This window comes from Streptomyces sp. NPDC057743 (assembly GCF_042798755.1).
Lineage (GTDB): Bacteria > Actinomycetota > Actinomycetes > Streptomycetales > Streptomycetaceae > Streptomyces.
In genome coordinates this window covers 163,877-185,625 of record NZ_JBHVJX010000014.1, presented here as the reverse complement: position 1 = coordinate 185,625, position 21,749 = coordinate 163,877, and the positions used below count along the sequence as shown (strand labels likewise).

Genomic DNA, 21,749 nt, shown 5'->3' with positions numbered 1-21,749 from the left:
CGCTGGGGTGAATCACCGGTCCGTGCTGGACAGAGAGTCAAGGAGGGGGATGGTGGAGCGCGGGCCGAGGGCCCGAAGCCCGTCCGCGCGGCCCGCGTTCCACCACCTCACCCGGACGTCCCTAAAGCCTGTCCGCCGGGGCAGGACCTAGGCGAAGACCGCCAGGCTCTTGGCCCGCCCCCCCTGGTTCTCCACCAGCGCCAGGAACGTCCCGTCCGGCCCGAAGGCCGCCACGGGCCCCTCGCCCTCGAAGGACGGCATCGGAATCCGCGCCCCGTTGAGCAGCTGCCGGCTCTGCGCCTCGGTGACGTCCCAGCAGGTGAACGCGGCGGCCGCCGCGGCCCCGAGCGGCATGATCGGCACCCCGCCGCCCTCCGGGTCGTCCACGGCCGCCTGGAGCTCCTCCAGCGTCCGCGCCCGGTCCAGCTTGTACGGGCCGACCCGGGTCCGGCGCAGCGCCGTCAGATGGCCGCCGACGCCGAGCCCGGCGCCCAGGTCGCGGGCGAGCGCCCGGATGTAGGTACCCGAGGAACAGACGACGGAGACCAGCAGATCGGTCACCGGGGTGCCGTCCTCGGCCTCGGTCTCGTGCACCGAGTGCACCAGGAACGAGGAGACCGTCACCGGCCGGGCCGGGATCTCCACGTCCTCGCCGTCCAGCACCCGCTTGTAGGAGCGCTTGCCGTCGATCTTGATGGCGCTGACCTTGGACGGCACCTGCATGATCGCGCCGCTGAGCTTGGCGACCTCCGCGTCGATGTCCGCGCGGGCCAGGCCGTGCGCCGCCTTGGAGCCGGTGAACTCGCCCTCGGCGTCGTCGGTGACCGTGGTCTGGCCCAGCCGGACCGTGCCGACGTACTCCTTCTCCGTCAACGCGAGGTGCCCCAGCAGCTTGGTGGCCCGCTCCAGGCCGAGGACCAGCACGCCGGTCGCCATCGGGTCCAACGTGCCGGCGTGCCCGACCCGGCGGGTGCGGGCCATCCCGCGCATCTTCGCCACGACGTCGTGCGAAGTGAAGCCGGAGGGCTTGTCGACGATGACAAGACCCCCCGGCTTGTTGCTCTGCCGCTTCATTCTGCCGCTGCGCCCTCGTCGTCCTCGTCCTCGCCCGGCTTGCGGTACGGGTCCGCCTCACCGGCGTACGCGGCGCCCGAGGACGCCTCGCGCACCTTGGCGTCCGAGGCCCGCGCCCGGTCGAGGAGGTCCTCGATCGTCTTGGCGTTCTCCGGCAGCGCGTCCGCGACGAAGGTCAGCGTCGGCGTGAACTTGGTGCCGGCCGCGGCACCCACCGCGGAACGGAGCACGCCCTTGGCGCTCTCCAACCCGGCGGCGGCGCTGGCCCGGTCCTCGTCGTCGCCGTAGACCGTGTAGAAGACCGTCGCCTCCCGCAGGTCGCCGGTGACCCGGGTGTCGGTGATGGTCACATGCGTGCCGAGCCGCGGGTCCTTGATTCCACGCTGCAGCTTCTGGGCGACCACCTCCCGGATGAGGTCCGCCAGCTTCTTCGCCCGCGCATTGTCGGCCACTGGTCCGTCTCCTTCTTTTTCCACAATTGTGCTTCCACCGACGATGGCCCGCCCGATCGCGCGGGTTCAGTCATCGTCGCCGTGCAGCCGCCGGCGTACGGACAGCAGCTCCACTTCGGGCCGTGCGGCGACCAGTCGCTCACAGCGGTCCATGACGTCGGTCAGATGCCCGGCGTCCCCGGACACCACCGCCAGGCCGATGGTGGCCCTGCGGTACAGGTCCTGGTCCCCCACCTCGGCGACGCTCACCGCGAACTTGCGGTGCAGCTCGGCGACGATCGGGCGGACGACGGAGCGCTTCTCCTTCAGCGACCGTACGTCGCCGAGAAGCAGGTCGAAGGACAGTGTCCCTACGTACATGCAAGACGGGTAAAGCCACCCGCGGGGCCTTGGAGGGCACGCCCCCGGCACGCGCCGGAGCCGTACGTGTCATGCGAAACCGTACACGGAACGGCCGGGGCCGATCGACGGAAATTCCCGCCGACCGGCCCCGGTCCGCCCACCGCACGTCCACCGGGAACGGTGGCCGCGCGACGGGCGGAAAGTCGCCCGCCCGTCGCCCGGACCACCACCCCGGATGGTCCGCGCTACGCGCGGGCTGTCGCCCGCATCAGGTGCGCGGCTTCTCCCGCATCTCGTAGGTCGCGATGACGTCGTCGACCTTGATGTCGTTGAAGTTGCCGAGGTTGATACCGCCCTCGAACCCTTCGCGGATCTCGGTGACGTCGTCCTTGAAGCGACGCAGGCCGTCGATGTTGAGGTTCTCCGCGATGACCTTGCCGTCGCGGACCAGGCGGGCCTTGGTGTTCCGCCGAACCTCGCCGGAGCGGATGAGAACACCCGCGATGTTGCCCAGCTTGGACGACTTGAAGACCTCGCGGATCTCCGCCGTACCGAGCTCGACCTCCTCGTACTCCGGCTTGAGCATGCCCTTGAGGGCCGCCTCGATCTCCTCGATCGCCTGGTAGATGACCGAGTAGTACCGGACGTCGACGCCCTCGCGCTCGGCCATCTGCGTCGCGCGGCCCTCGGCCCGGACGTTGAAGCCGATGACGATCGCGTCGGAGCCGGACGCCAGGTTGATGTCGGACTCCGTGACCGCACCGACGCCGCGGTGCAGCACCCGGATGTCGACCTCTTCGCCGACGTCGAGCTGGAGCAGCGACGACTCCAGGGCCTCGACCGAACCGGACGCGTCGCCCTTGATGATGAGGTTGAGCTGCTGGACCTCGCCGGCCTTGAGCACCTTGTCCAGGTCCTCCAGGGACACCCGACGGGTGCGCTTGGCGAAGGCCGCGTTGCGCTCGCGCGCCGCGCGCTTCTCGGCGATCTGACGGGCCGTGCGGTCCTCGTCGACGACCAGGAAGTTGTCGCCGGCGCCCGGGACGTTGGTCAGACCCAGGACCAGGACGGGGGTCGACGGACCCGCTTCCTCGACGTGGTTGCCCTTGTCGTCGAGCATCGCGCGAACCCGGCCGTAGGCGTCGCCGACGACCATCGTCTCGCCGACGCGGAGGGTACCGCGCTGGACGAGGACGGTGGCCACGGCACCACGGCCGCGGTCGAGGTGGGCCTCGATCGCGATGCCCTGGGCGTCCTGGTCGGGGTTGGCCCGCAGGTCGAGGGCGGCGTCCGCGGTGAGGACGACGGCCTCAAGCAGCTGCTCGATGTTGGTGCCCTGGCGCGCGGAGATGTCGACGAACATGGTGTCGCCGCCGTACTCCTCGGCCACCAGGCCGTACTCGGTCAGCTGACCGCGCACCTTGGTCGGGTCGGCGCCCTCGACGTCGATCTTGTTGACCGCGACCACGATCGGCACCTCGGCCGCCTTGGCGTGGTTCAGCGCCTCGATCGTCTGCGGCATCACGCCGTCGTTGGCCGCCACCACGAGGATCGCGATGTCGGTCGACTTGGCACCACGGGCACGCATGGCGGTGAACGCCTCGTGACCCGGGGTGTCGATGAAGGTGATGCGACGCTCTTCGTCGTTGACCTCGGTCGCGACCTGGTAGGCACCGATGTGCTGGGTGATGCCACCGGCCTCGCCCGCGACCACGTTGGTCTTGCGGATCGCGTCCAGCAGGCGGGTCTTACCGTGGTCGACGTGACCCATGACGGTCACCACCGGCGGACGGGCCGCCAGCATCTCCTCGCCGCCCTCGTTCTCACCGAACTCGATGTCGAAGGACTCCAGGAGCTCGCGGTCCTCCTCCTCCGGGCTGACGATCTCGACGGTGTAGTTCATCTCGTCGGCGAGCAGCTGGAGCGTCTCGTCGGAGACGGACTGGGTCGCGGTGACCATCTCGCCCAGGTTCAGCATGACCTGGACCAGCGACGCCGGGTTGGCGTTGATCTTCTCCGCGAAGTCGGTCAGCGAGGCACCGCGCGAGAGGCGAACGGTCTGACCGTTGCCGCGCGGCAGCATGATGCCGCCCACCGACGGGGCCTGCATGGCCTCGTACTCCTGGCGACGCTGCCGCTTCGACTTACGACCACGACGCGCCGGACCGCCGGGGCGACCGAACGCACCCTGCGTGCCACCACGGCCACCGGGACCACCCGGACGACCGCCGAAGCCCGGACGACCGCCGAAGCCGCCGCCACCACCGGGACCGCCGCCACCGGGACGACCGGCGAAACCGCCGCCGCCACCCGGACGACCGCCGCCACCACCACCGGGACGACCGGCGAAGCCGCCGCCACCGGGACGACCGCCACCGCCGCCGGGACGACCGGCGCCACCGGGACGACCGCCGCCGCCGGGGCCCGGACGCGGGCCGGCAGCCGGACGCTGCGGCATCATGCCCGGGTTCGGACGGTTACCGCCACCGGGACGCGGGCCGGCGCCACCGGCCGCGCCACCCTGCGGGCGCGGCATGGAGCCGGGAGTCGGACGCGGGCCACCCTGGCCCTGCGGACGGGGACCACCCTGGCCGCCGCCCTGCGGACGCGGGCCGGGCTGACCGGGACGCGGGGCGCCACCGGGCCGCGGGGCCTGCGGACGGGCCATGCCCGTCGAACCACCGGACGTGAAGGGGTTGTTGCCCGGACGCGGACCGGACGGACGGGGCCCGCCGGGACGCTGACCCTGACCACCGGGACGCGGGGCACGCTCGCCACGCTGCTGGCCCTGGCCGGGGCCGCCCTGACGGCCACTGGGACGCGGACCCGGGGTGGCACCCGGGCGCGGGCCCGGCTGCGCGGCGGGCGCCGGCGACGGCGGGGCCTGGAACTCCGGCTGCGCGGGCGCGGCCGGACCGGGCTTGGGCGCCGCCGGGCGGGCCGCCGGGGTCGGCCGCGGGCCCGGGGTGGGGCCGGCAGCAGGCTTGGGGGCCTCCGGGGCAGCGGGCGCCGCGGGGGCGGCAGGCGCCTCCGGGGCGGCCGGTGCCGCGGGGCCCGGCTTGGGGGCGCCCGGCTTCGGGGCAGCCGGACGGGCCGCCTGCGCCGGAGAGGGCGCGGACGGCTTCGCGGGGGCCGACTTACGCGGCGCCGCGGGCTTGCCGGCGGAACGACCGCCGCCGCTGCCCGCCTGGAAAGCGTCGGTCAGCTTGCGAACAACCGGCGCCTCGATCGTCGAGGACGCCGAACGGACGAATTCACCAAGTTCTTGGAGCTTGGCCATGACGACCTTGCTCTCAACGCCGAACTCCTTGGCGAGTTCGTAAACCCGGACCTTAGCCACTTCGCTCCTTCTAGGTCCGGGGTGTCCACCGGACCGTCGCTACTTCATGGGCGTACTCATCGCGTACTCATCGAGTGCTCATCGCAATCTCGACCTACTTCCGACTCGCGAGGTACCTGACCGCACGGTTTTCCGTGCGCTGTGCATTTCCTGCTGTGCCTTATTGCCATCGCGGCTGCTCAACGCGCGCCCCCTTCGATGAACCGGCGCAACTCCGCCGTCTCGAACGGGCCACGGCCCCGGTAGGCCCGGGGGAACGCCCGACGGCGAACCGCCAGGTCGAGGCAGACCAGTGTCCGGTGCACATAAGCACCCCGGCCGGGCAGCGTACCGCGAGGATCGGGGACGCACTCGCCCTCGATCACCACGATGCGCAGCAAATCGCCCTTGGCCGCTCGCTCCCGGCACCCCAGACAAGTGCGCTCAGGGCATGCGCGGGCATGCGTCCGGCCAGACACTGCTTAAGTCTACCTCCCCACAGCGGCTCCACCCCGATGGGGTAAAGCCCGATCCCTGCTCAAGAATTCCCCGCGGGGCGGTGCGGCACCACTCTTTTTCGTCCGCCGCCGCCCCGCGCGCTGCCCGGTGGGCTCAGCCCTGCTCCGCCGCCACGTGCTCGGTGTCCGGGCGGATGTCGATCCGCCAGCCGGTGAGCCGGGCCGCGAGCCGGGCGTTCTGCCCTTCCTTGCCGATGGCCAGCGACAGCTGGTAGTCGGGGACCGTCACCCGCGCCGAGCGCGCGTTCAGGTCCACCACCTCGACCTTGCTGACCCGGGCCGGCGACAGCGCGTTCGCCACCAGCTCGGCCGGGTCGTCGGACCAGTCCACGATGTCGATCTTCTCGCCGTTGAGCTCGGCCATCACGGCCCGCACCCGGCCGCCCATCGGACCGATGCACGCGCCCTTGGCGTTCAGCCCCGAACGCGTCGACCGCACCGCGATCTTCGTCCGGTGCCCCGCCTCCCGCGCGATGGCGGCGATCTCCACGGACCCGTCCGCGATCTCCGGCACCTCCATGGCGAACAGCTTCTTCACCAGATTGGGGTGCGTGCGCGACAGGGTCACCGAGGGGCCCCGGACGCCCTTGACGACGCGGACCACGTAGGACCGCAGCCGCGTGCCGTGCGTGTACTCCTCGCCCGGGACCTGCTCCTGCACCGGCAGGATGGCCTCCAGCCGACCGATGTCGACCAGGACGTTCTTGGGGTCCTTGCCCTGCTGGACGACGCCGGTGACGACATCGCCCTCACGCCCGGCGTACTCGCCGAACGTGACCTCCTCCTCGGCGTCCCGCAGCCGCTGCAGGATGACCTGCTTGGCGGTGGTCGCCGCGATCCGCCCGAAGCCGGACGGGGTGTCGTCGAACTCGCGCGGCTCGGCACCCTCCTCCAGGTCCTCCGGGTCCTCCTTCGCCCACACCGTCACGTGCCCGGTGTTGCGGTTCAGCTCCACCCGCGCCCGGCGGCGGCTGCCCTCGGTGCGGTGGTACGCAATGAGGAGGGCCGACTCGATCGCCTCGACCAGCAGGTCGAACGAGATCTCCTTCTCCCGCACCAGACCCCGCAGGGCACTCATGTCGATGTCCACGGCTACGCCTCCTCCTTGTTCTCGTCGATCTTCTCGTCCTGCTGCGTGTCCTTCTCGTCCTGCGGCGCTTCACGCTTGGCAGGTCGCGCGGACTTGGGGTTGAACTCCAGCTCGATCCGCGCCTTGGCGATCTCCTCGAACGCGACCCGGCGCTCGGTCGGCTTCCGCCCCTTGACGCCCGGCACCTCAAGATCCAGGCCGGTGTCGTCCATGGCGATGATCCGCGCCACCAGGTCGCCGCCCTCATGGAGGCGGGCCTTGATCAGTCGGCCGACGGCGCGGCGGTAGTGCCGCGGCTCGGTCAGCGGCCGGTCGGCGCCCGGCGAGGACACCTCAAGGGTGTACGGGGCGCCGCCCATGGCATCGGTGTCGTCCAGGACCTGCGACGCCTCGCGGCTCAGCTCGGCGCACTCGTCCAACTGGACGCCCTCATCGGAATCGACCACGATCCTCAGCACCCGACTCTTGCCGGCCGGTGTCACCTCGATCTCTTCCAGATCCAGGTCTCGCGCGGCGACGAGCGGTTCAAGCAGTCCGCGCAGCCTCTCGCTCTGGGTGGTGCTCATCCGGGTGACTCCTCGGCCGCGTGTGCTGTTGTGGGTAGGTCGCGTGTCGGGTCAAAGCCTATCGGTTCCGGCGGGGTACTGACGATTCGGTGGGCGGTCACGGATACCCTCGCCTGCGGTGATCACTACGGAAGACCCCGGGAAGTGCAACGTGCCGAAAGTGGCGCTCACACGCAGAACGACCCTGCTGGCCGGCGCCGCCCTGGGAGGTGCGGCACTGCTCTCCGGATGCGCCGACGCCGCCGGTCCTAACCCCCGCGCCGCCGAACGCCTCCGCAAACGGGCCGCGCACGACAGCGCAACGCTCCTCGCCCGCTACGACGCGACGCTCTCGGCGCACCCCGCCCTGGCCCCCCGCCTGCGCCCCCTGCGCGCCGAAGTCGCCCGCCACACCGAGGCGTTCACGCCCAAGCCCCCCTCCCCCGCCCCGGGCGGCACCCCCCGCGTACCCACCGACGAACGCGAAGCCCGCACCACCCTGGCCGACGCGGAACGCACCCTCTCCGACACCCGCACCAAGGCACTGCTCTCCGCACCTCCCGAACTGGCCCGCCTCCTGGCCTCGGTAGCCGCCGCCGGCGCGGCCCACGCCTACCTCCTGACGCAGGAAGGGCAACCCAGTTCAAGCTGACCGGCACCCCGGACCGCACCCGGCAACGGACACAAACCAACCCGTTCGCGTAGCCGTCCGGCACCGAGATGACGGGTCAGCCGCCCACGGCGCCGGGTCGGAGGGGATGTCCCGAGGTGCGTCCGCGGGATCCGGAGCAAACACCCGGGCATTCCTCAACTGACAGACCAGAGGCGCCCGCACCGAGGACGCACCCCGGGACAGCCCCCTCCGCCCGTAGGCGAAGCGGCCCCAGCCACCCCACCACCGAGAGAGAACCACGATGGCGACGACCACGAGCAAAGACGCGCCACGCGAGGAACTGGGCGCGACCCAGGCCGCGTTGGCGGCCGAACACGCCGCCGTCTACGGCTACGGCGTGGTCGGCGGCCGGATCGGAACCGACCGCCGCCCCGAGGCGCAGAGCGCCTACGACGCGCACCGCGCCCGCCGCGACGCCCTGCGCCGCACCGTACGGGAGCTCGGCGGCGCCCCCCAAGCGGCGGCCGCCGCCTACGAGTTGCCGTTCCCGGTGCCGGACGCGGCCGCCGCCGCGCGCCTGGCGGCGGAGCTGGAGGACCGGGTGGCGGCCGTCTACGCGGACCTGGTGCGGGCCGCCGACGGCGCGCACCGCAAGGACGCCGCGGCCGCGCTCCGCGAGGCGGCGGTGCGCGCGGTTCGGTGGCGCGGCAGCGGCGTAGCCTTCCCTGGGCTCGTGGAACGGGCCGCGGCACCCGCCCCGTCGGGCGCCGCGAGCACCCCCGCCGACGCGCTGTAGGCGCACCAACGCGCCGCGACCGCGACGCCCGACGAACGACCGGCCGCCCCACGGCCACTCCCCCACGCAAAGGACAGCTCAGGCATGGCAACGGCACCCATCGAACCCCCGCAGAGGCTGCGGAGTGCGCTCGGCGGCGATCAGGAGGGCCCCCTAGGGGCCTGGCTGGCGGCGCTCCCGGCGCTGGTTCAGGAGCGGTTGGAGGCATGGCAGCTCACCCTAGAGCGGGTGCACGCACCGGGCGGCCGCAGCAGCCTGGTGGCGTTGGTGCGGCAGGAGGACGGGACCCCGGCGGCGTTGAAGTTCCCGGTGCCGGGCCGGGCCGCCACGCAGGAGGCTGCGGCGCTGCGGGTGTGGGACGGCTGGGGCGCGGTGCGACTGCTGCGGGCCGACGAGGCGAGCGGCGCGCTGCTGCTGGAGCGGTTGCAGGGGTCGGTGTCACTGCGGTCGCTGCCGGAGGCCAAGGCGCTGCTGGAGGCGGCCGGCACGGTGCGCCGGCTGTGGGTGGCGCCGCCGGCGGGGCATCCGTTCGCAACGGTGGCGGAGCGGACCGCGCAGGACGCCGAGCGGCTGCCGGCGGCCGCGGCGGCGACCGACGCCGGCCCGTTGGTGGACGAGGCGCTGGAGTTGGGCCGGTCGCTGCCGGACGGGGCCACGGAGGAGTACGTCCTGCACGGCGCGTTCCGGCAGGGGAAGGTGCTGGCCGGGGAGCGGGCGCCGTGGCTGACGGTGGGCCCGTCGCCGCTGGTCGGCGAGCGGGCGTACGACCTGGCGCGGCTGGTGCTGGACCGCTTCGAGGACCTGCTGGCCGGTTCCGGGGCGGCCGCGGTGGCCCGGCGGCGGGTGGCGAAGCTGGCCGACTCGCTGGAGGTGGACCGGGAGCGGCTGCGCGACTGGACGCTGTACCGGGCGGTGCGCGCGGGCGTACGGGAGTCGGTGGCCGGCGACCGCCGGCGCGGCGAGTCGCTGCTGGAGTTCGCGGCGTACCTGTAGCCGGGACGGATTCCGCGACCCGCGGGGGCGCATCCGAACGGGAACGGGCCGGCGGGGCGGATGCCCGGCCGGCCCGTTCGCCGCGTGCGGTTAGGCGCCGAGGCGGGCGACGGCCTCGGCGACCGTCAGCTCCTCGCGCTCGCCGGTGCGCCGGTCCTTGACCTCGACGATGCCCTCGCCGGCGCGGCGGCCGGCGACGACGATGGTCGGCACGCCGATCAGCTCGGCGTCGGTGAACTTCACGCCGGGCGAGACCCCGGGACGGTCGTCGACCAGCACCCGCAGCCCGGCGGCACCGAGCTGCGCGCCGATCTCCAGGGCGAGTTCGGTCTGCTTGGCCTTGCCGGCGGCGACGACGTGGACGTCGGCGGGGGCCACCTCACGCGGCCAGCACAGGCCCTGGTCGTCGGCGTGCTGCTCGGCGAGCGCGGCGACGGCGCGGGAGACGCCGATGCCGTACGAGCCCATGGTCACCCGGACCGGCTTGCCGTTCTGGCCGAGCACGTCGAGCTGGAAGGCGTCGGCGTACTTGCGGCCGAGCTGGAAGATGTGGCCGATCTCGATGGCGCGGTCCAGCTTGAGGCCGGTGCCGCACTTCGGGCAGGGGTCGCCCTCCTGCACCACGACGACGTCGACGTACTCGTCGACCTCGAAGTCGCGGCCGGCGACGACGTTCTTGGCGTGCACGCCCTCCTTGTTGGCGCCGGTGATCCAGGAGGTGCCGGGGGCGACCCGCGGGTCGGCGAGGTACTTCACCTTCTCCAGGCCCTGCGGCCCGACGTAGCCGCGGACCAGGTCCGCGCGGCCGACGAAGTCCTCGGCGGTCACCAACTCGACGGCGGCCGGCGCGAAGTGCGTCTCGACCTTGTCCATGTCGACCTCGCGGTCGCCGGGGACGCCCACCGCCACGATCTCGCCGTCGACCTTCACCAGGAGGTTCTTCAGGGTGGCGGAGGCCGGCACGCCGAGGTGCGCGGCGAGCGTCTCGATGGTGGGGGTGTCCGGGGTCGGGATCTCCTCCAACGCGGGCGCGTCGGCCGCGTCCACCGGCTTCAGGACGTAGTTGATCGCCTCGGTGTTGGCGGCGTAGTCGCAGCTCGGGCAGTCGGCGAAGGTGTCCTCACCGGCCGCGGCGGGGGCCAGGAACTCCTCGGACTTGGAGCCGCCCATGGCGCCGGCGATGGCGGCGCAGATGCGGTAGTCCAGGCCGAGGCGCTCGAAGATCCGCTGGTAGGCCGCGCGGTGCAGGGCGTACGCCTCGTCCAGGCCCTCGTCGGCGGCGTCGAAGGAGTAGGAGTCCTTCATCTGGAACTCGCGGCCGCGCAGGATGCCGGCGCGCGGACGGGCCTCGTCGCGGTACTTGGTCTGGATCTGGTAGAGGATCACCGGCAGGTCCTTGTAGGACGTGCACTGGTCCTTCACCAGCTGCGTGAAGATCTCCTCGTGGGTGGGGCCGAGGAGGTAGTCACCGCCCCTGCGGTCCTTCAGGCGGAACAGTTCGGCGCCGTACTCCTCCCAGCGACCGGTGGCCTCGTAGGGCTCCTTGGGCAGCAGGGCGGGCAGCAGAACCTCCTGGCCGCCGATGGCGTCCATCTCCTCGCGCACGATCCGCTCGACGTTGGCGAGAACCTTCTTGCCGAGCGGCAGCCAGGACCAGACACCGGCGGCGGTGCGGCGCACATAGCCGGCGCGCACCAGGAGCTTGTGGCTGAGCACCTCGGCGTCGGCCGGGTCGTCGCGCAGTGTCTTGATCATCAAGCGGGACATGCGCTGGACCTGTGCGGCGTTGGCCATGGGAGTTTCTCCTGCGTAAGAAAGGTGACTCCCTGGAGGTTAGCTGGCGGGGTGTGTCCCACGGAAATGGCCGGGTTCCCACGTTGTTGGCTTTCCCGCCGTGGCGCCTGCGGCGGGCCGAGCCGCTGCGCGGGGCTGTTGGGTGCGGTGACGGGCCTCCGGGGTGGGGTGCCCGGACTGCTTCGCTTTACGTCCGGACACCCTGCCCCTCCGGCCCGTCACCTCCCGTGGGTGGGTGAATTGGGTTGGTGGGGGCGGGCGTTCGGGAGTGGTGTGCCGGTTACGGGCGCTTCAGGGGGAGGGGGGCGCCCATGACCGCGTAGGGGGTGGGGGCGCTGGGGAAGAGGACGCGGCGGGCGATGTCCTGGTAGCCGAGGGAGCGGTAGAGGCCGCGGGCGGGGCTTTCGGTGTCGATGGCGGAGAGGATGCTGCGGGGTTCGGCGGCCTCGTCGGTGATGCGGGTGATCAGGGAGCGGCCGATGCCGTGGCCCTGGTAGGCGGGGTGGACGTGCAGCTCGGTGATGACGAAGGAGTCGTCGAGCCAGTGGTCCAGGCCCTGGCAGCGCAGATAGGGCTCGACGACGGTGGACCACCAGTGGGTGCGGTCGTTGGGCATGCCGTAGACGAAGCCGACGAGGCGGCCGGCGGGGGTGGTGGCGCCGAGGGCACGGGCACCTCGGCAGCCGAGGTGGCGCAGCACGATGTGGCGGCGGACGGCGATCTCGTCGTCGGTGAGGCCGAAGGCGAGGGCTTGCACGGCTAGCGCGTCATCCACGCGGGCAGCGAGATCAAGGGGGCCGACCGCGACGTCATCCATGCTCGGAGCGTACAAGGCGGCGGCTCAGAAAAGTACGCTCATGAATGCGCCGACCTCCTCGAAGCCGACCCGTCGATAGGCGGCGCGGGCGGCGGCGTTGTAGTCGTTGACGTAGAGGCTGACTACGGGGGCGACGTCGCTGAGGGCGTAGCGGAGCACGGCGGCCATGCCGGTCTCGGACAGGCCCTGGCCGCGGTGCGCGGGGTCGACCCAGACGCCCTGGATCTGGCAGGCGTGCGGGGTGGCGGCGCCGATCTCGGCCTTGAAGACGACCTTGCCGTCCTCGATGCGGGCGAACGAGCGGCCGGCGCCGACGAGTTCGGCGACCCGGGCCTGGTAGAGGAGTCCGCCGTCGCCGGCGAGCGGCGAGATGCCGACCTCCTCGGTGAACATCGCCACGCAGGCCGGCATGATCAGGTCGAGCTCGTCCTTGCGGATCCGTCGGACGCGGGGGTCGGGGGCGACCTCGGCGGACGGGGCGCGGGTGACCATCAGCGGCTGGTGGGCGCGGATCTCGCGGGCCGGGCCCCAGTGGGGTTCCAGCAGTGACCAGAGTTCAGCGGTGGGGCCGGCGGGGCCGACGATGGAGGAGCAGCGGCGGCCCTGGCGGCGGGCGCGTTCGGCGAAGCCGCGGACGGCCTCGGGGGTGGCGCAGACCGGGACGAGGTTGGCGCCGGCGTAGCAGAGGGACTCCAGTCGGCCGCCGACGTACCAGCCCCACATCTCCCCGCCGAGCCGCCAGGGGTCGAGACCGGCGACCTGGACCCGGGCGGCGACGAAGGCGTTGGCGACCGGTTCACGGTCCAGGACCGTGAGAGCCTCATCGAGCTCTCCCGGTTCGAGGACCTTGATGGTGGTGGTCGTCAGCACGTGTCGGAAAGCCTCACCGTGGGGGCCTGGGAGGCCAGGCGGAGCGGGTCCTGGCACTGTACCTCCACCGGGCCAGACGCACTTGGGCTCCCCGGGACGGACCTGCGAAGACCCCGCGGGGGCGGGGTGGGACCGGTCGCTCGCGGGGCTCTGCGTGCGCTCGTACGGTCTGGTACGCGGCTCGTACGGGTCGGTGCGCGACGTGTACGGGTCGCGGTGCGCGGCTCGTACCGGTGGGCGTGCGGCTCGTACCGGTCGACGCGGTGCTGGTGGGGATCGGCGGCCGGCTCGTACGGGGCGACGAGCGGCTCGTGCGCAGGGGTGCCCGGCGCGCACGTTTCAGTGCGCGGCTCGTACCGATCGGTGCGCGGGTGCGTGGGCCAGCGGGCGGTGTGCGGGGCCGTTGATCGGTGCATCACCGCGCTGGGCCGCGGATCGGTGCGCGGGCGCGTGAGGCAGTGCGCCGGCCGGAGCGGGAATACCGCTCCGGCCGGGCCGCGTTGTGGCCCCGCAGGGGGTGCCGGCGTCCCCTACGGGATCTGTTCCCCCTGCCCTAAGGGTCAGCCCGCGGCGGTGACGACCGGCTCGCCGGAGGCGATGCCGTCGGCCTCCATCTGCGCGGCGATCTTCATGGCCTCTTCGATGAGGGTCTCGACGATCTTGGACTCGGGGACGGTCTTGATGACCTCGCCCTTGACGAAGATCTGGCCCTTGCCGTTGCCGGAGGCGACGCCGAGGTCGGCCTCGCGGGCCTCGCCGGGGCCGTTGACGACGCAGCCCATGACGGCGACGCGGAGCGGGACCTCCATGCCCTCCAGGCCCGCGGTGACCTCGTCGGCCAGCTTGTAGACGTCGACCTGGGCGCGGCCGCAGGACGGGCAGGAGACGATCTCCAGGCGGCGCGGGCGGAGGTTCATCGACTCCAGGATCTGGATGCCGACCTTGACCTCTTCGACCGGCGGCGCGGAGAGCGAGACCCGGATGGTGTCGCCGATGCCCTCGCTGAGCAGCGCCCCGAAGGCGACCGCGGACTTGATGGTGCCCTGGAAGGCCGGGCCGGCCTCCGTGACGCCGAGGTGGAGCGGGTAGTCGCTCTGGGCGGCGAGCTGGCGGTAGGCGTTGACCATCACGACCGGGTCGTTGTGCTTGACCGAGATCTTGATGTCGCGGAAGCCGTGCTCCTCGAAGAGGGACGCCTCCCACAGGGCGGACTCGACGAGCGCCTCGGGGGTGGCCTTGCCGTACTTCTGGAGCAGGCGCCGGTCCAGGGAGCCGGCGTTGACGCCGATCCGGATTGGGGTGCCGGCGTCGGAGGCCGCCTTGGCGATCTCCTTGACCTTGTCGTCGAACTGCTTGATGTTGCCCGGATTGACCCGGACCGCGGCGCAGCCGGCGTCGATGGCGGCGAAGACGTACTTCGGCTGGAAGTGGATGTCGGCGATGACCGGGATCTGCGACTTCTTGGCGATCACGGACAGCGCGTCGGCGTCGTCCTGGGTGGGACAGGCGACCCGGACGATCTGGCAGCCGGAGGCGGTCAGTTCGGCGATCTGCTGGAGCGTGGCGCCGATGTCGGAGGTCCGGGTCGTCGTCATCGACTGCACCGAGACCGGTGCGTCTCCGCCCACGGCAACCGTACCGACCTGGATCTTGCGGCTGACGCGGCGGTCGGCCAGCTTGGTCGGTACGTCCGGCATTCCCAGTGCGATGGCAGTCATCTGGCGAGCAACCCCAAGGTGATGGATCAAGGCCCGGATTCGGCGGGCTTCCGGTCATCGAGCCTACGGCACCCATATCGTCCGAGGCACATCGAACCCATAGGCCCCTCGAAAGGGGGCGGCCAGGCACGCCCATACGGTGGCGGCGTGCCTGGCCCGGGTTGTGCGGCCGTGTGGCCCCCTTGCGGCCTAGGTGAGCTTCACCGGGTTCACCACGTCGGCGACCAGCACCAGCAGGGTGAAGCAGACGAAGATCCCGGCGACGACGTAGGCGACCGGCATCAGCTTGGCGACGTCGAAGGGGCCGGGGTCGGGGCGCCGGACGACCTTGGCGAAGGCGCGGCGGAGCGACTCCCACAGGGCGCCGGCGATGTGGCCGCCGTCCAGCGGCAGCAGCGGCAGCATGTTGAACAGGAACAGCGAGAGGTTGAAGCCGGCGACCAGCAGGAGCATGGTCGCCACCCGCTGCTCCGGCGGGATGTGCAGCGAGAAGACCTCGCCGCCGACCCGGGCCGCGCCGACCACGCCCATCGGGGAGTCCTGCTTGCGCTCGGCGCCGTTGAAGGCGGCGTTCCACAGGTCGGGAACCTTGCCGGGGAGGCGGACCAGGGATTCCACGCCCTGGCCGACCATGCTGCCCATGCGGTCGACGGACTGCGAGAAGGTCTGCGGGACGACGCCGCTGGCCGGGGTGAAGCCGAGGAAGCCGGCGGTGACGAACTCGCCGGGGACGTAGCCGCCGTGGCCGTCGGTCTTGGCGACCTTGTTCTCGATGAGGTCGGCGTGCAGCGTCACCTTGGTGCCGTGCCGCTCGACGACCAGGGTCGCCCGGCCGGTGGTCCGGCGGATCTGGTCCTGGAGGGTGCCCCAGTCGGGGACGGCGTGGCCGTTGAACGTGAGGATCTTGTCGCCGGCGCGGAGGCCGGCCGCCTTGGCCGGGGAGTCCTTGGCGCCGGACGGGCACTTGTCGGTCTGTGCGGAGGCCGCGATGACGCAGTCGGAGACCGAGCCGACCTGGGTGGTCTGGGTGTTGATGCCGAAGCCCATCAGCACGCCCATGAAGATCACCACGGCCAGGACCAGGTTCATGAACGGCCCGGCGAACATCACGATGACGCGCTTCCAGGGCTTGCGGGTGTAGAACAGCCGCTTCTCGTCGCCGGGTTGGAGCTCCTCGAAGGCGGCCTCGCGGGCGTCCTCGATCATGCCGCGGAACGGGGAGGTGGACCGGGCCTGCAACTTCCCGTCGTCGCCGGGCGGGAACATCCCGATCATGCGGATGTAGCCGCCCAGCGGGACCGCCTTGATGCCGTACTCGGTGTCGCCCTTCTTGCGGGAGAAGAGCGTCGGCCCGAAGCCCACCATGTACTGCGGCACGCGGATGCCGAACATCTTGGCCGTGGAGAGGTGGCCGAGCTCGTGCCAGGCGATGGAGAACAGCAGGCCGACGACGAAGACGACTATGCCGAGGATGGTCATCCAGGTCGTCATGCGCGAGCCTCCGATGGGGTGCGTGCCGCCGCGGCGGCCAGTTCGCGGGCGCGGGCGCGCGCCCATTTCTCGGCCTGCAGGACGTCCGCAACGGTCAGGGAGGTTCCGCCGCCGTCCTGGGTCTGCTTCGTCACCACTCCGGATGCCAGCCCTTCGTCGACCACTGCGGCGACGGTATCCACAATCCCTGTGAACGGCAGCCCGCCGGTGAGGAACGCCTCGACGCACTCCTCGTTGGCGGCGTTGAAGACGGCGGGGGCGGTGCCGCCCAGTGCGCCGACCCGGCAGGCCAGCGGGACGGACGGGAAGGCGTCCGCGTCGAGCGGGAAGAACTCCCAGCTCTGTGCGGTCGTCCAGTCGATGCCGGGGGCGGCGTCGGCGATCCGCTCGGGCCAGCCGATGCCGAGCGCGATCGGCATCCGCATGTCGGGCGGGCTGGCCTGGGCGAGGGTGGAGCCGTCGGTGAACTCCACCATCGAGTGGACGTAGGACTGCGGGTGGACGACGACCTCGATGCGGTCGAAGGGGACGTCGAAGAGCAGGTGCGCCTCGATGACCTCCAGGCCCTTGTTGACCAGGGTCGCGGAGTTGATGGTGACGACCGGGCCCATGGACCAGGTGGGGTGGGCCAGGGCCTGTTCGGGGGTGACGCCGGTCAGTTCGCGGCGGGTGCGGCCGCGGAACGGGCCGCCGGAGGCGGTGACCACCAGCTTGCGGACCTCGGCGCGGGTGCCGCCGGTCAGCGCCTGGAAGAGCGCGGAGTGCTCGGAGTCGACGGGGATGATCTGGCCGGGCTTGGCGACGGCCTTGACCAGGGGGCCGCCGACGATCAGCGATTCCTTGTTGGCGAGGGCCAGCGCCCGGCCGGCCTTCAGGGCGGCGAGGGTGGGGGCGAGGCCGATGGAGCCGGTGATGCCGTTGAGGACGGTGTGGCAGTCAAAGGCGGCGAGTTCGGTGGCGGCGTCGGGGCCGGCCAGGATCTGTGGCAGCGGCTCGCCGGTGCCGTAGCGGGCGGCCAGCGCCTCGCGCAGCGCCGGCACCGTCTCCTCGCGCGAGACCGCGACGGTGCCGACCCGCAGCCGGTGCGCCTGCTCGGCGAGCAGGTCCACCCGGCCGCCGGCCGCGGCGAGCGCGGTGACCTGGAACCGGCCGGGGTTGCGCAACACGATGTCGATGGCCTGGGTGCCGATCGAACCGGTCGAGCCGAGGATCACGATCTCCCGCGGGCCCCCGGAGTCGCCGGCGGCCGGCTCGAAGCGCAGGTGCGGGTGGGCGAGGCTGTCCGTCATGTGGTCCATTGTGGCCGGTCGGCGCGGTACCCCGGCCACCGAGGGCGTCCGCACCTCGTACGGGCGACGCACGGGCCGCCCGTACGAGGCCGGTGCGCTCTACCGGAACGGGCGGCGGGCGTTGTCCTTGGTGCTGCGGCCGGGGGTGGCGTCGGCGATCCAGGCGCCGTCGCCGCTGGGGTCGATGACGCCCTCTTCCAGCCAGGTGTAGCTGCCGTCGAGGACGCCGGAGACGACCTTGCGGTCCAGTTCGTCGGTGTTGGTCCACAGACGGTGGAACAGTTCCTCGACGCGGATGCGGGCCTGGCGGCAGAAGGCGTCGGCGAGTTGGTGGGCCTCGCGGCCGTGGTCGCCGGTGATCCGCAGGTGCTCGGCCCGTACGCAGGCGGCGCTCATCGCGAAGAGTTCGGCGCCGATGTCGACGACCCGGCCGAGGAAGCCCTGCTTGGTCTCCATCTTCCCCTGCCAGCGCGACATCGCGTAGAAGGTGGACCGGGCCAGCTTGCGGGAGGTCCGCTCGACGTACCGCAGGTGGCCGGCCAGTTCGCCGAACTCCTGGTAGGTGCGCGGGAGTTGGCCGGGTCCGGCGACCAGCTTGGGCAGCCAGCGGGCGTAGAAGCCGCCGGCCTTGGCCGCCGCCTTGCCCTTGTCGCTCAGGGACTTGTCGGGGTCGATGAGGTCGCCGGCGACGGAGAGGTGGGCGTCGACGGCCTCCCGGGCGATCAGCAGGTGCATGATCTCGGTGGAGCCCTCGAAGATCCGGTTGATGCGCATGTCGCGCAGCATCTGCTCGGCGGGGACGGCGCGTTCACCGCGGGCGGCGAGCGACTCGGCGGTCTCGAAGCCGCGGCCGCCGCGGATCTGGACGAGATCGTCGGCCATCCGCCAGCCCATCTCGGAGCCGTAGAGCTTGGCGAGGGCGGCCTCGATGCGGATGTCGTTGCGGTTCTCGTCGGCCATCTGGGAGGCGAGGTCGACGACCGCCTCCAGGGCGAAGGTGGTGGCGGCGATGAAGGAGATCTTGGCGCCGACCGCCTCGTGCTTGGCGATCGGGCGGCCCCACTGCTCGCGGGCGCCGGACCACTCGCGGGCGATCTTCAGGCACCACTTGCCGGTGCCGGCGCACATCGCGGGCAGCGAGAGCCGGCCGGTGTTGAGCGTGGTCAGGGCGATCTTCAGGCCGGCGCCTTCGGGGCCGATGCGGTTGGCGGCCGGGACCCGTACCTGGTGGAAGCGGGTGACGCCGTTCTCCAGGCCCCGCAGGCCCATGAAGGCGTTGCGGTTCTCGACGGTGATGCCGGGGGCGTCGGCCTCGACGACGAAGGCGGTGATGCCGCCCTTGTGCCCCTCGGAGGCGGGGACCCTGGCCATCACCACCAGCAGGTCGGCGACCACGCCGTTGGTGGTCCACAGCTTCACGCCGTCGAGAACGTAGTTCTCGCCGTCGGGCACCGCGGTGGTGGCCAGGCGGGCGGGGTCGGAGCCCACGTCGGGCTCGGTGAGCAGGAAGGCCGAGATGTCCGTGCGGGCCAGCCGCGGCAGGAACGTCTCCTTCTGCTCCTGGGTGCCGAAGAGCTTCAGCGGCTGCGGTACGCCGATCGACTGATGCGCGGAGAGCAGCGCGCCGATCGCCGGGCTGGCCGAGCCGACCAGGGCGAGGGCGCGGTTGTAGTAGACCTGGGTGAGGCCGAGGCCGCCGTACTTCGGGTCGATCTTCATGCCCAGGGCGCCCAGTTCCTTCAGGCCGCGGACGGTCTCGTCCGGGATGCGGCCCTCGCGTTCGATCCGGGCGCCGTCGACCTCGGTCTCGCAGAACTCCCGCAGCGTGGCGAGGAACTTCTCGCCGCGCCGGACGTCGTCCACCGCGGGGGTGGGGTGCGGATGGATGAGGTCGAGCCGGAAGCGCCCCAGGAACAGTTCCTTGGCGAAGCTGGGCTTGCGCCAGTCCTGCTCGCGGGCCGCCTCGGCGACCCGACGGGCTTCGCGCTCGGAAACGTTGCGGATGGACGGAGCGGTCATCAGGAGCTCACCTCGCCGCGGTTCGGGAGTCTGCCGGCGGGCCGGTCGGCCGCCGGGCAGTGCTACTTGTGACAAGTACCCGATCCGCGCGGGTTGCACCAGCGGAGCGGAGCCCGGGGGCAGGGGGTCGCCGTGGCCGGAAACGAGCGGTCGTGGGGGTGTCGTGCCGGCCCTGGGGAGGGTGTCGCGTACCGCGCTGGTTGTAGGCGCGGGGTGGCGCCACCCCCAACGGCAGGGCCCCGCATCCGCCTCGGTCAGGAGGGACCGGGGCGGAGCGGGGCCATAGCGTCTAGAGGTCCGACCCGGCGTGGGGGAAGCGCCGGGTGGTGGGGACGCGGCGCGCTCCGGAAACAGGGGGCCGGAGCGCGCCGCGTGGGAGGAGGCCGGCGCTCAAGGGGAGTGCGCCGGCCTCGACCTGGCGGGCGGTACGGCCCCAGGATGGCCGTCGCTGTCCACCGGGCCAGGCCGGTCCGAGGGGCGGCGGGCCGGTGCGCCTGGCCCGTCCGCCCCCGGGATCGCCAGTGGTCTACAGGTCCAGTCCGGTGAGGACCAGGACGCGCTCGTAGGTGTAGTCGTCCATGGCGTAGCGGACGCCCTCGCGGCCGACGCCGGACTGCTTGACGCCGCCGTAGGGCATCTGGTCGGCGCGGTAGGACGGCACGTCGCCGACGATCACGCCGCCGACCTCCAGGGCCCGGTGGGCGCGGAAGGCGGTCTGGGTGTCGTGGGTGAACACGCCTACCTGGAGGCCGAACTTGGAGTCGTTGACGGCTGCGAACGCCGCGTCGACGCCGTCGACCTTCTGGAGGGTGAGGACCGGGCCGAAGACCTCCTCGGTGGCGAGGGTCGCGCCGGCCGGCACGTCCTCCAGCACGGTCGGCGCGTAGGCGGCGCCGTCGCGCTTGCCACCGGCGAGCAGCTTGGCGCCGCGCTCGACGGCGTCGTCGACCCAGGACTCCACGCGCTTGGCGGCGTCCTCGCTGACCAGCGGGCCGACCTCGGTGGCGTCGTCGGACGGGTCGCCGGTGACCTGGGCCTCGACGGCCGCGACGACCTTGGGGACCAGCCGGTCGTAGACCGAGGCGTCGGCGATGACCCGCTGGACGGAGATGCAGGACTGGCCGCCCTGGTAGTTGGCGAAGGTGGCGATGCGCTGGGCCGCCCAGTCCAGGTCCTGCTCGGACGACCAGTCGGGCAGGACGACGGCGGCGCCGTTGCCGCCGAGCTCCAGGGTGCAGTGCTTGCGGGGCACCGAGTCGAGGATGGCGTAGCCGACCTTGTCGGAGCCGGTGAAGGAGATGACCGGCAGCCGCTCGTCCTGGACGAGGGCCGTCATGCGGTCGTTGGGGACCGGGAGGATCGACCAGGAGCCGGCGGGCAGGTCGGTGTCGGCCAGCAGCTCGCCGAGGATCAGGCCGGAGAGCGGGGTGGCCGGGGCCGGCTTGAGGAGGATCGGGACGCCGGCGGCGATGGCCGGGGCGATCTTGTGGGCGCAGAGGTTCAGCGGGAAGTTGAACGGCGCGATGCCCAGGACGGTGCCGCGGGGGAAGCGGCGGGTCAGCGCGAGCCGGCCGGCGCCGCCGGCGTCGGTGTCCAGGCGCTGGGCCTCGCCGCCGTTGAAGCGGCGGGCCTCCTCGGCTGCGAAGCGGAACACCGAGATGGCCCGGCCGACCTCTCCGCGGGCCCACTTCATGGGCTTGCCGTTCTCCGCGGAGATCAGCCGGGCGATCTCCTCGGTGCGCTCCACCAGACCGCGCACCACGTGGTCGAGGGCGGCGGCCCGCACGTGGGCGGGGGTCGCGGCGAGCTCGTCCTGGACCGCGACGGAGGCGGCGATGGCCTCCTCGACCTGGGCCTCGGTGGGGACGCTCACCGTGCCGACGAGACGGCCGTCCCAGGGAGAGGTGACGTCGAAGGTGGCCTCGCCGGTGGCCTCGCGGCCGGCGAGCCAGAAGGCGGTGGGGGCTGCAGCAGTGTTCGGCACAGTGGATCCCGGCCCTTCGTGGTGG

General features: G+C 72.2%; 18 protein-coding genes. 3 read left to right on the top strand and 15 right to left on the bottom strand.

What is annotated here, in order from left to right; translation table 11 throughout:
• Positions 1–147 precede the first annotated feature (147 nt).
• From truB to rimP, 7 genes are all read right to left on the bottom strand, one after another.
• Entirely contained in the window at positions 148–1,074 is a 927-nt protein-coding gene (gene truB / locus ACFVFQ_RS18450; RefSeq protein ID WP_383416704.1) for a tRNA pseudouridine(55) synthase TruB, read from the bottom strand.
• Complete coding sequence (gene rbfA / locus ACFVFQ_RS18445) at positions 1,071–1,526, bottom strand: 30S ribosome-binding factor RbfA (RefSeq protein ID WP_274912932.1); 456 nt, start codon at positions 1,524–1,526, stop codon at positions 1,071–1,073. The genes truB and rbfA overlap by 4 nt, the downstream gene beginning before the upstream one ends.
• Positions 1,527–1,592: 66 nt before the next feature.
• Positions 1,593–1,886 (bottom strand): DUF503 domain-containing protein, encoded by a 294-nt coding sequence (locus ACFVFQ_RS18440; protein WP_030071556.1) that lies wholly within the window; start codon positions 1,884–1,886, stop codon positions 1,593–1,595.
• A 250-nt stretch (positions 1,887–2,136) separates the two neighbouring features.
• A complete protein-coding gene (gene infB / locus ACFVFQ_RS18435; RefSeq protein WP_383416701.1) occupies positions 2,137–5,208 on the bottom strand; it encodes a translation initiation factor IF-2 in 3,072 nt (1,023 codons plus the stop codon).
• 179 nt (positions 5,209–5,387) lie between these two features.
• Positions 5,388–5,666, bottom strand: a complete 279-nt coding sequence (locus tag ACFVFQ_RS18430; protein ID WP_383416697.1) for a YlxR family protein — start codon at positions 5,664–5,666, stop codon at positions 5,388–5,390.
• Between the two features lie 133 nt (positions 5,667–5,799).
• Complete coding sequence (nusA, locus tag ACFVFQ_RS18425; protein WP_383416694.1) at positions 5,800–6,795, bottom strand: transcription termination factor NusA; 996 nt, start codon at positions 6,793–6,795, stop codon at positions 5,800–5,802.
• Positions 6,796–6,797: 2 nt separating this feature from the next.
• The gene (gene rimP / locus ACFVFQ_RS18420; RefSeq protein ID WP_383416691.1) at positions 6,798–7,361 is read right to left on the bottom strand and encodes a ribosome maturation factor RimP; all 564 of its coding nucleotides are present in this window, start codon (positions 7,359–7,361) and stop codon (positions 6,798–6,800) included.
• A 160-nt stretch (positions 7,362–7,521) separates the two neighbouring features.
• Here rimP and ACFVFQ_RS18415 point away from each other — a divergent pair, with 160 nt between their 5' ends.
• From ACFVFQ_RS18415 to ACFVFQ_RS18405, 3 genes are all read left to right on the top strand, one after another.
• The gene (locus ACFVFQ_RS18415; RefSeq protein ID WP_383416688.1) at positions 7,522–7,992 is read left to right on the top strand and encodes a hypothetical protein; all 471 of its coding nucleotides are present in this window, start codon (positions 7,522–7,524) and stop codon (positions 7,990–7,992) included.
• 262 nt (positions 7,993–8,254) lie between these two features.
• Positions 8,255–8,749 carry a ferritin-like domain-containing protein gene (locus tag ACFVFQ_RS18410; RefSeq protein WP_383416685.1) on the top strand — a complete coding sequence of 165 codons (495 nt, stop codon included), beginning with the start codon at positions 8,255–8,257 and terminating at the stop codon, positions 8,747–8,749.
• Positions 8,750–8,833: 84 nt separating this feature from the next.
• Positions 8,834–9,742, top strand: coding sequence for an aminoglycoside phosphotransferase family protein (locus tag ACFVFQ_RS18405; RefSeq protein WP_383416682.1), 909 nt, complete (start codon positions 8,834–8,836; stop codon positions 9,740–9,742).
• A 90-nt stretch (positions 9,743–9,832) separates the two neighbouring features.
• Here the strand turns inward: ACFVFQ_RS18405 and ACFVFQ_RS18400 are convergent, their stop codons facing one another.
• The 8 genes from ACFVFQ_RS18400 to ACFVFQ_RS18365 form a co-directional block, all read right to left on the bottom strand.
• Positions 9,833–11,536, bottom strand: a complete 1,704-nt coding sequence (locus ACFVFQ_RS18400; protein WP_383416678.1) for a proline--tRNA ligase — start codon at positions 11,534–11,536, stop codon at positions 9,833–9,835.
• 280 nt (positions 11,537–11,816) lie between these two features.
• Entirely contained in the window at positions 11,817–12,353 is a 537-nt protein-coding gene (locus ACFVFQ_RS18395; RefSeq protein WP_383416675.1) for a GNAT family N-acetyltransferase, read from the bottom strand.
• A 24-nt stretch (positions 12,354–12,377) separates the two neighbouring features.
• On the bottom strand, positions 12,378–13,223 hold the full coding sequence (locus ACFVFQ_RS18390; protein WP_383416672.1) for a GNAT family N-acetyltransferase: 846 nt from the start codon (positions 13,221–13,223) through the stop codon (positions 12,378–12,380).
• Between the two features lie 560 nt (positions 13,224–13,783).
• Positions 13,784–14,941: a flavodoxin-dependent (E)-4-hydroxy-3-methylbut-2-enyl-diphosphate synthase gene (ispG, locus tag ACFVFQ_RS18385; RefSeq protein ID WP_383416669.1), complete on the bottom strand. Its 1,158-nt coding sequence runs from the start codon at positions 14,939–14,941 to the stop codon at positions 13,784–13,786.
• A 189-nt stretch (positions 14,942–15,130) separates the two neighbouring features.
• Entirely contained in the window at positions 15,131–16,432 is a 1,302-nt protein-coding gene (locus tag ACFVFQ_RS18380; protein ID WP_383416666.1) for a M50 family metallopeptidase, read from the bottom strand.
• Positions 16,429–17,721, bottom strand: a complete 1,293-nt coding sequence (gene dxr / locus ACFVFQ_RS18375) for a 1-deoxy-D-xylulose-5-phosphate reductoisomerase (protein ID WP_383416663.1) — start codon at positions 17,719–17,721, stop codon at positions 16,429–16,431. Before dxr ends, ACFVFQ_RS18380 begins: the two co-directional genes overlap by 4 nt.
• A 99-nt stretch (positions 17,722–17,820) precedes the next feature.
• Positions 17,821–19,740 carry an acyl-CoA dehydrogenase family protein gene (locus tag ACFVFQ_RS18370; RefSeq protein WP_383416660.1) on the bottom strand — a complete coding sequence of 640 codons (1,920 nt, stop codon included), beginning with the start codon at positions 19,738–19,740 and terminating at the stop codon, positions 17,821–17,823.
• A gap of 526 nt (positions 19,741–20,266) precedes the next feature.
• Positions 20,267–21,724, bottom strand: a complete 1,458-nt coding sequence (locus tag ACFVFQ_RS18365; RefSeq protein WP_383416657.1) for an aldehyde dehydrogenase family protein — start codon at positions 21,722–21,724, stop codon at positions 20,267–20,269.
• Positions 21,725–21,749 lie beyond the last annotated feature (25 nt).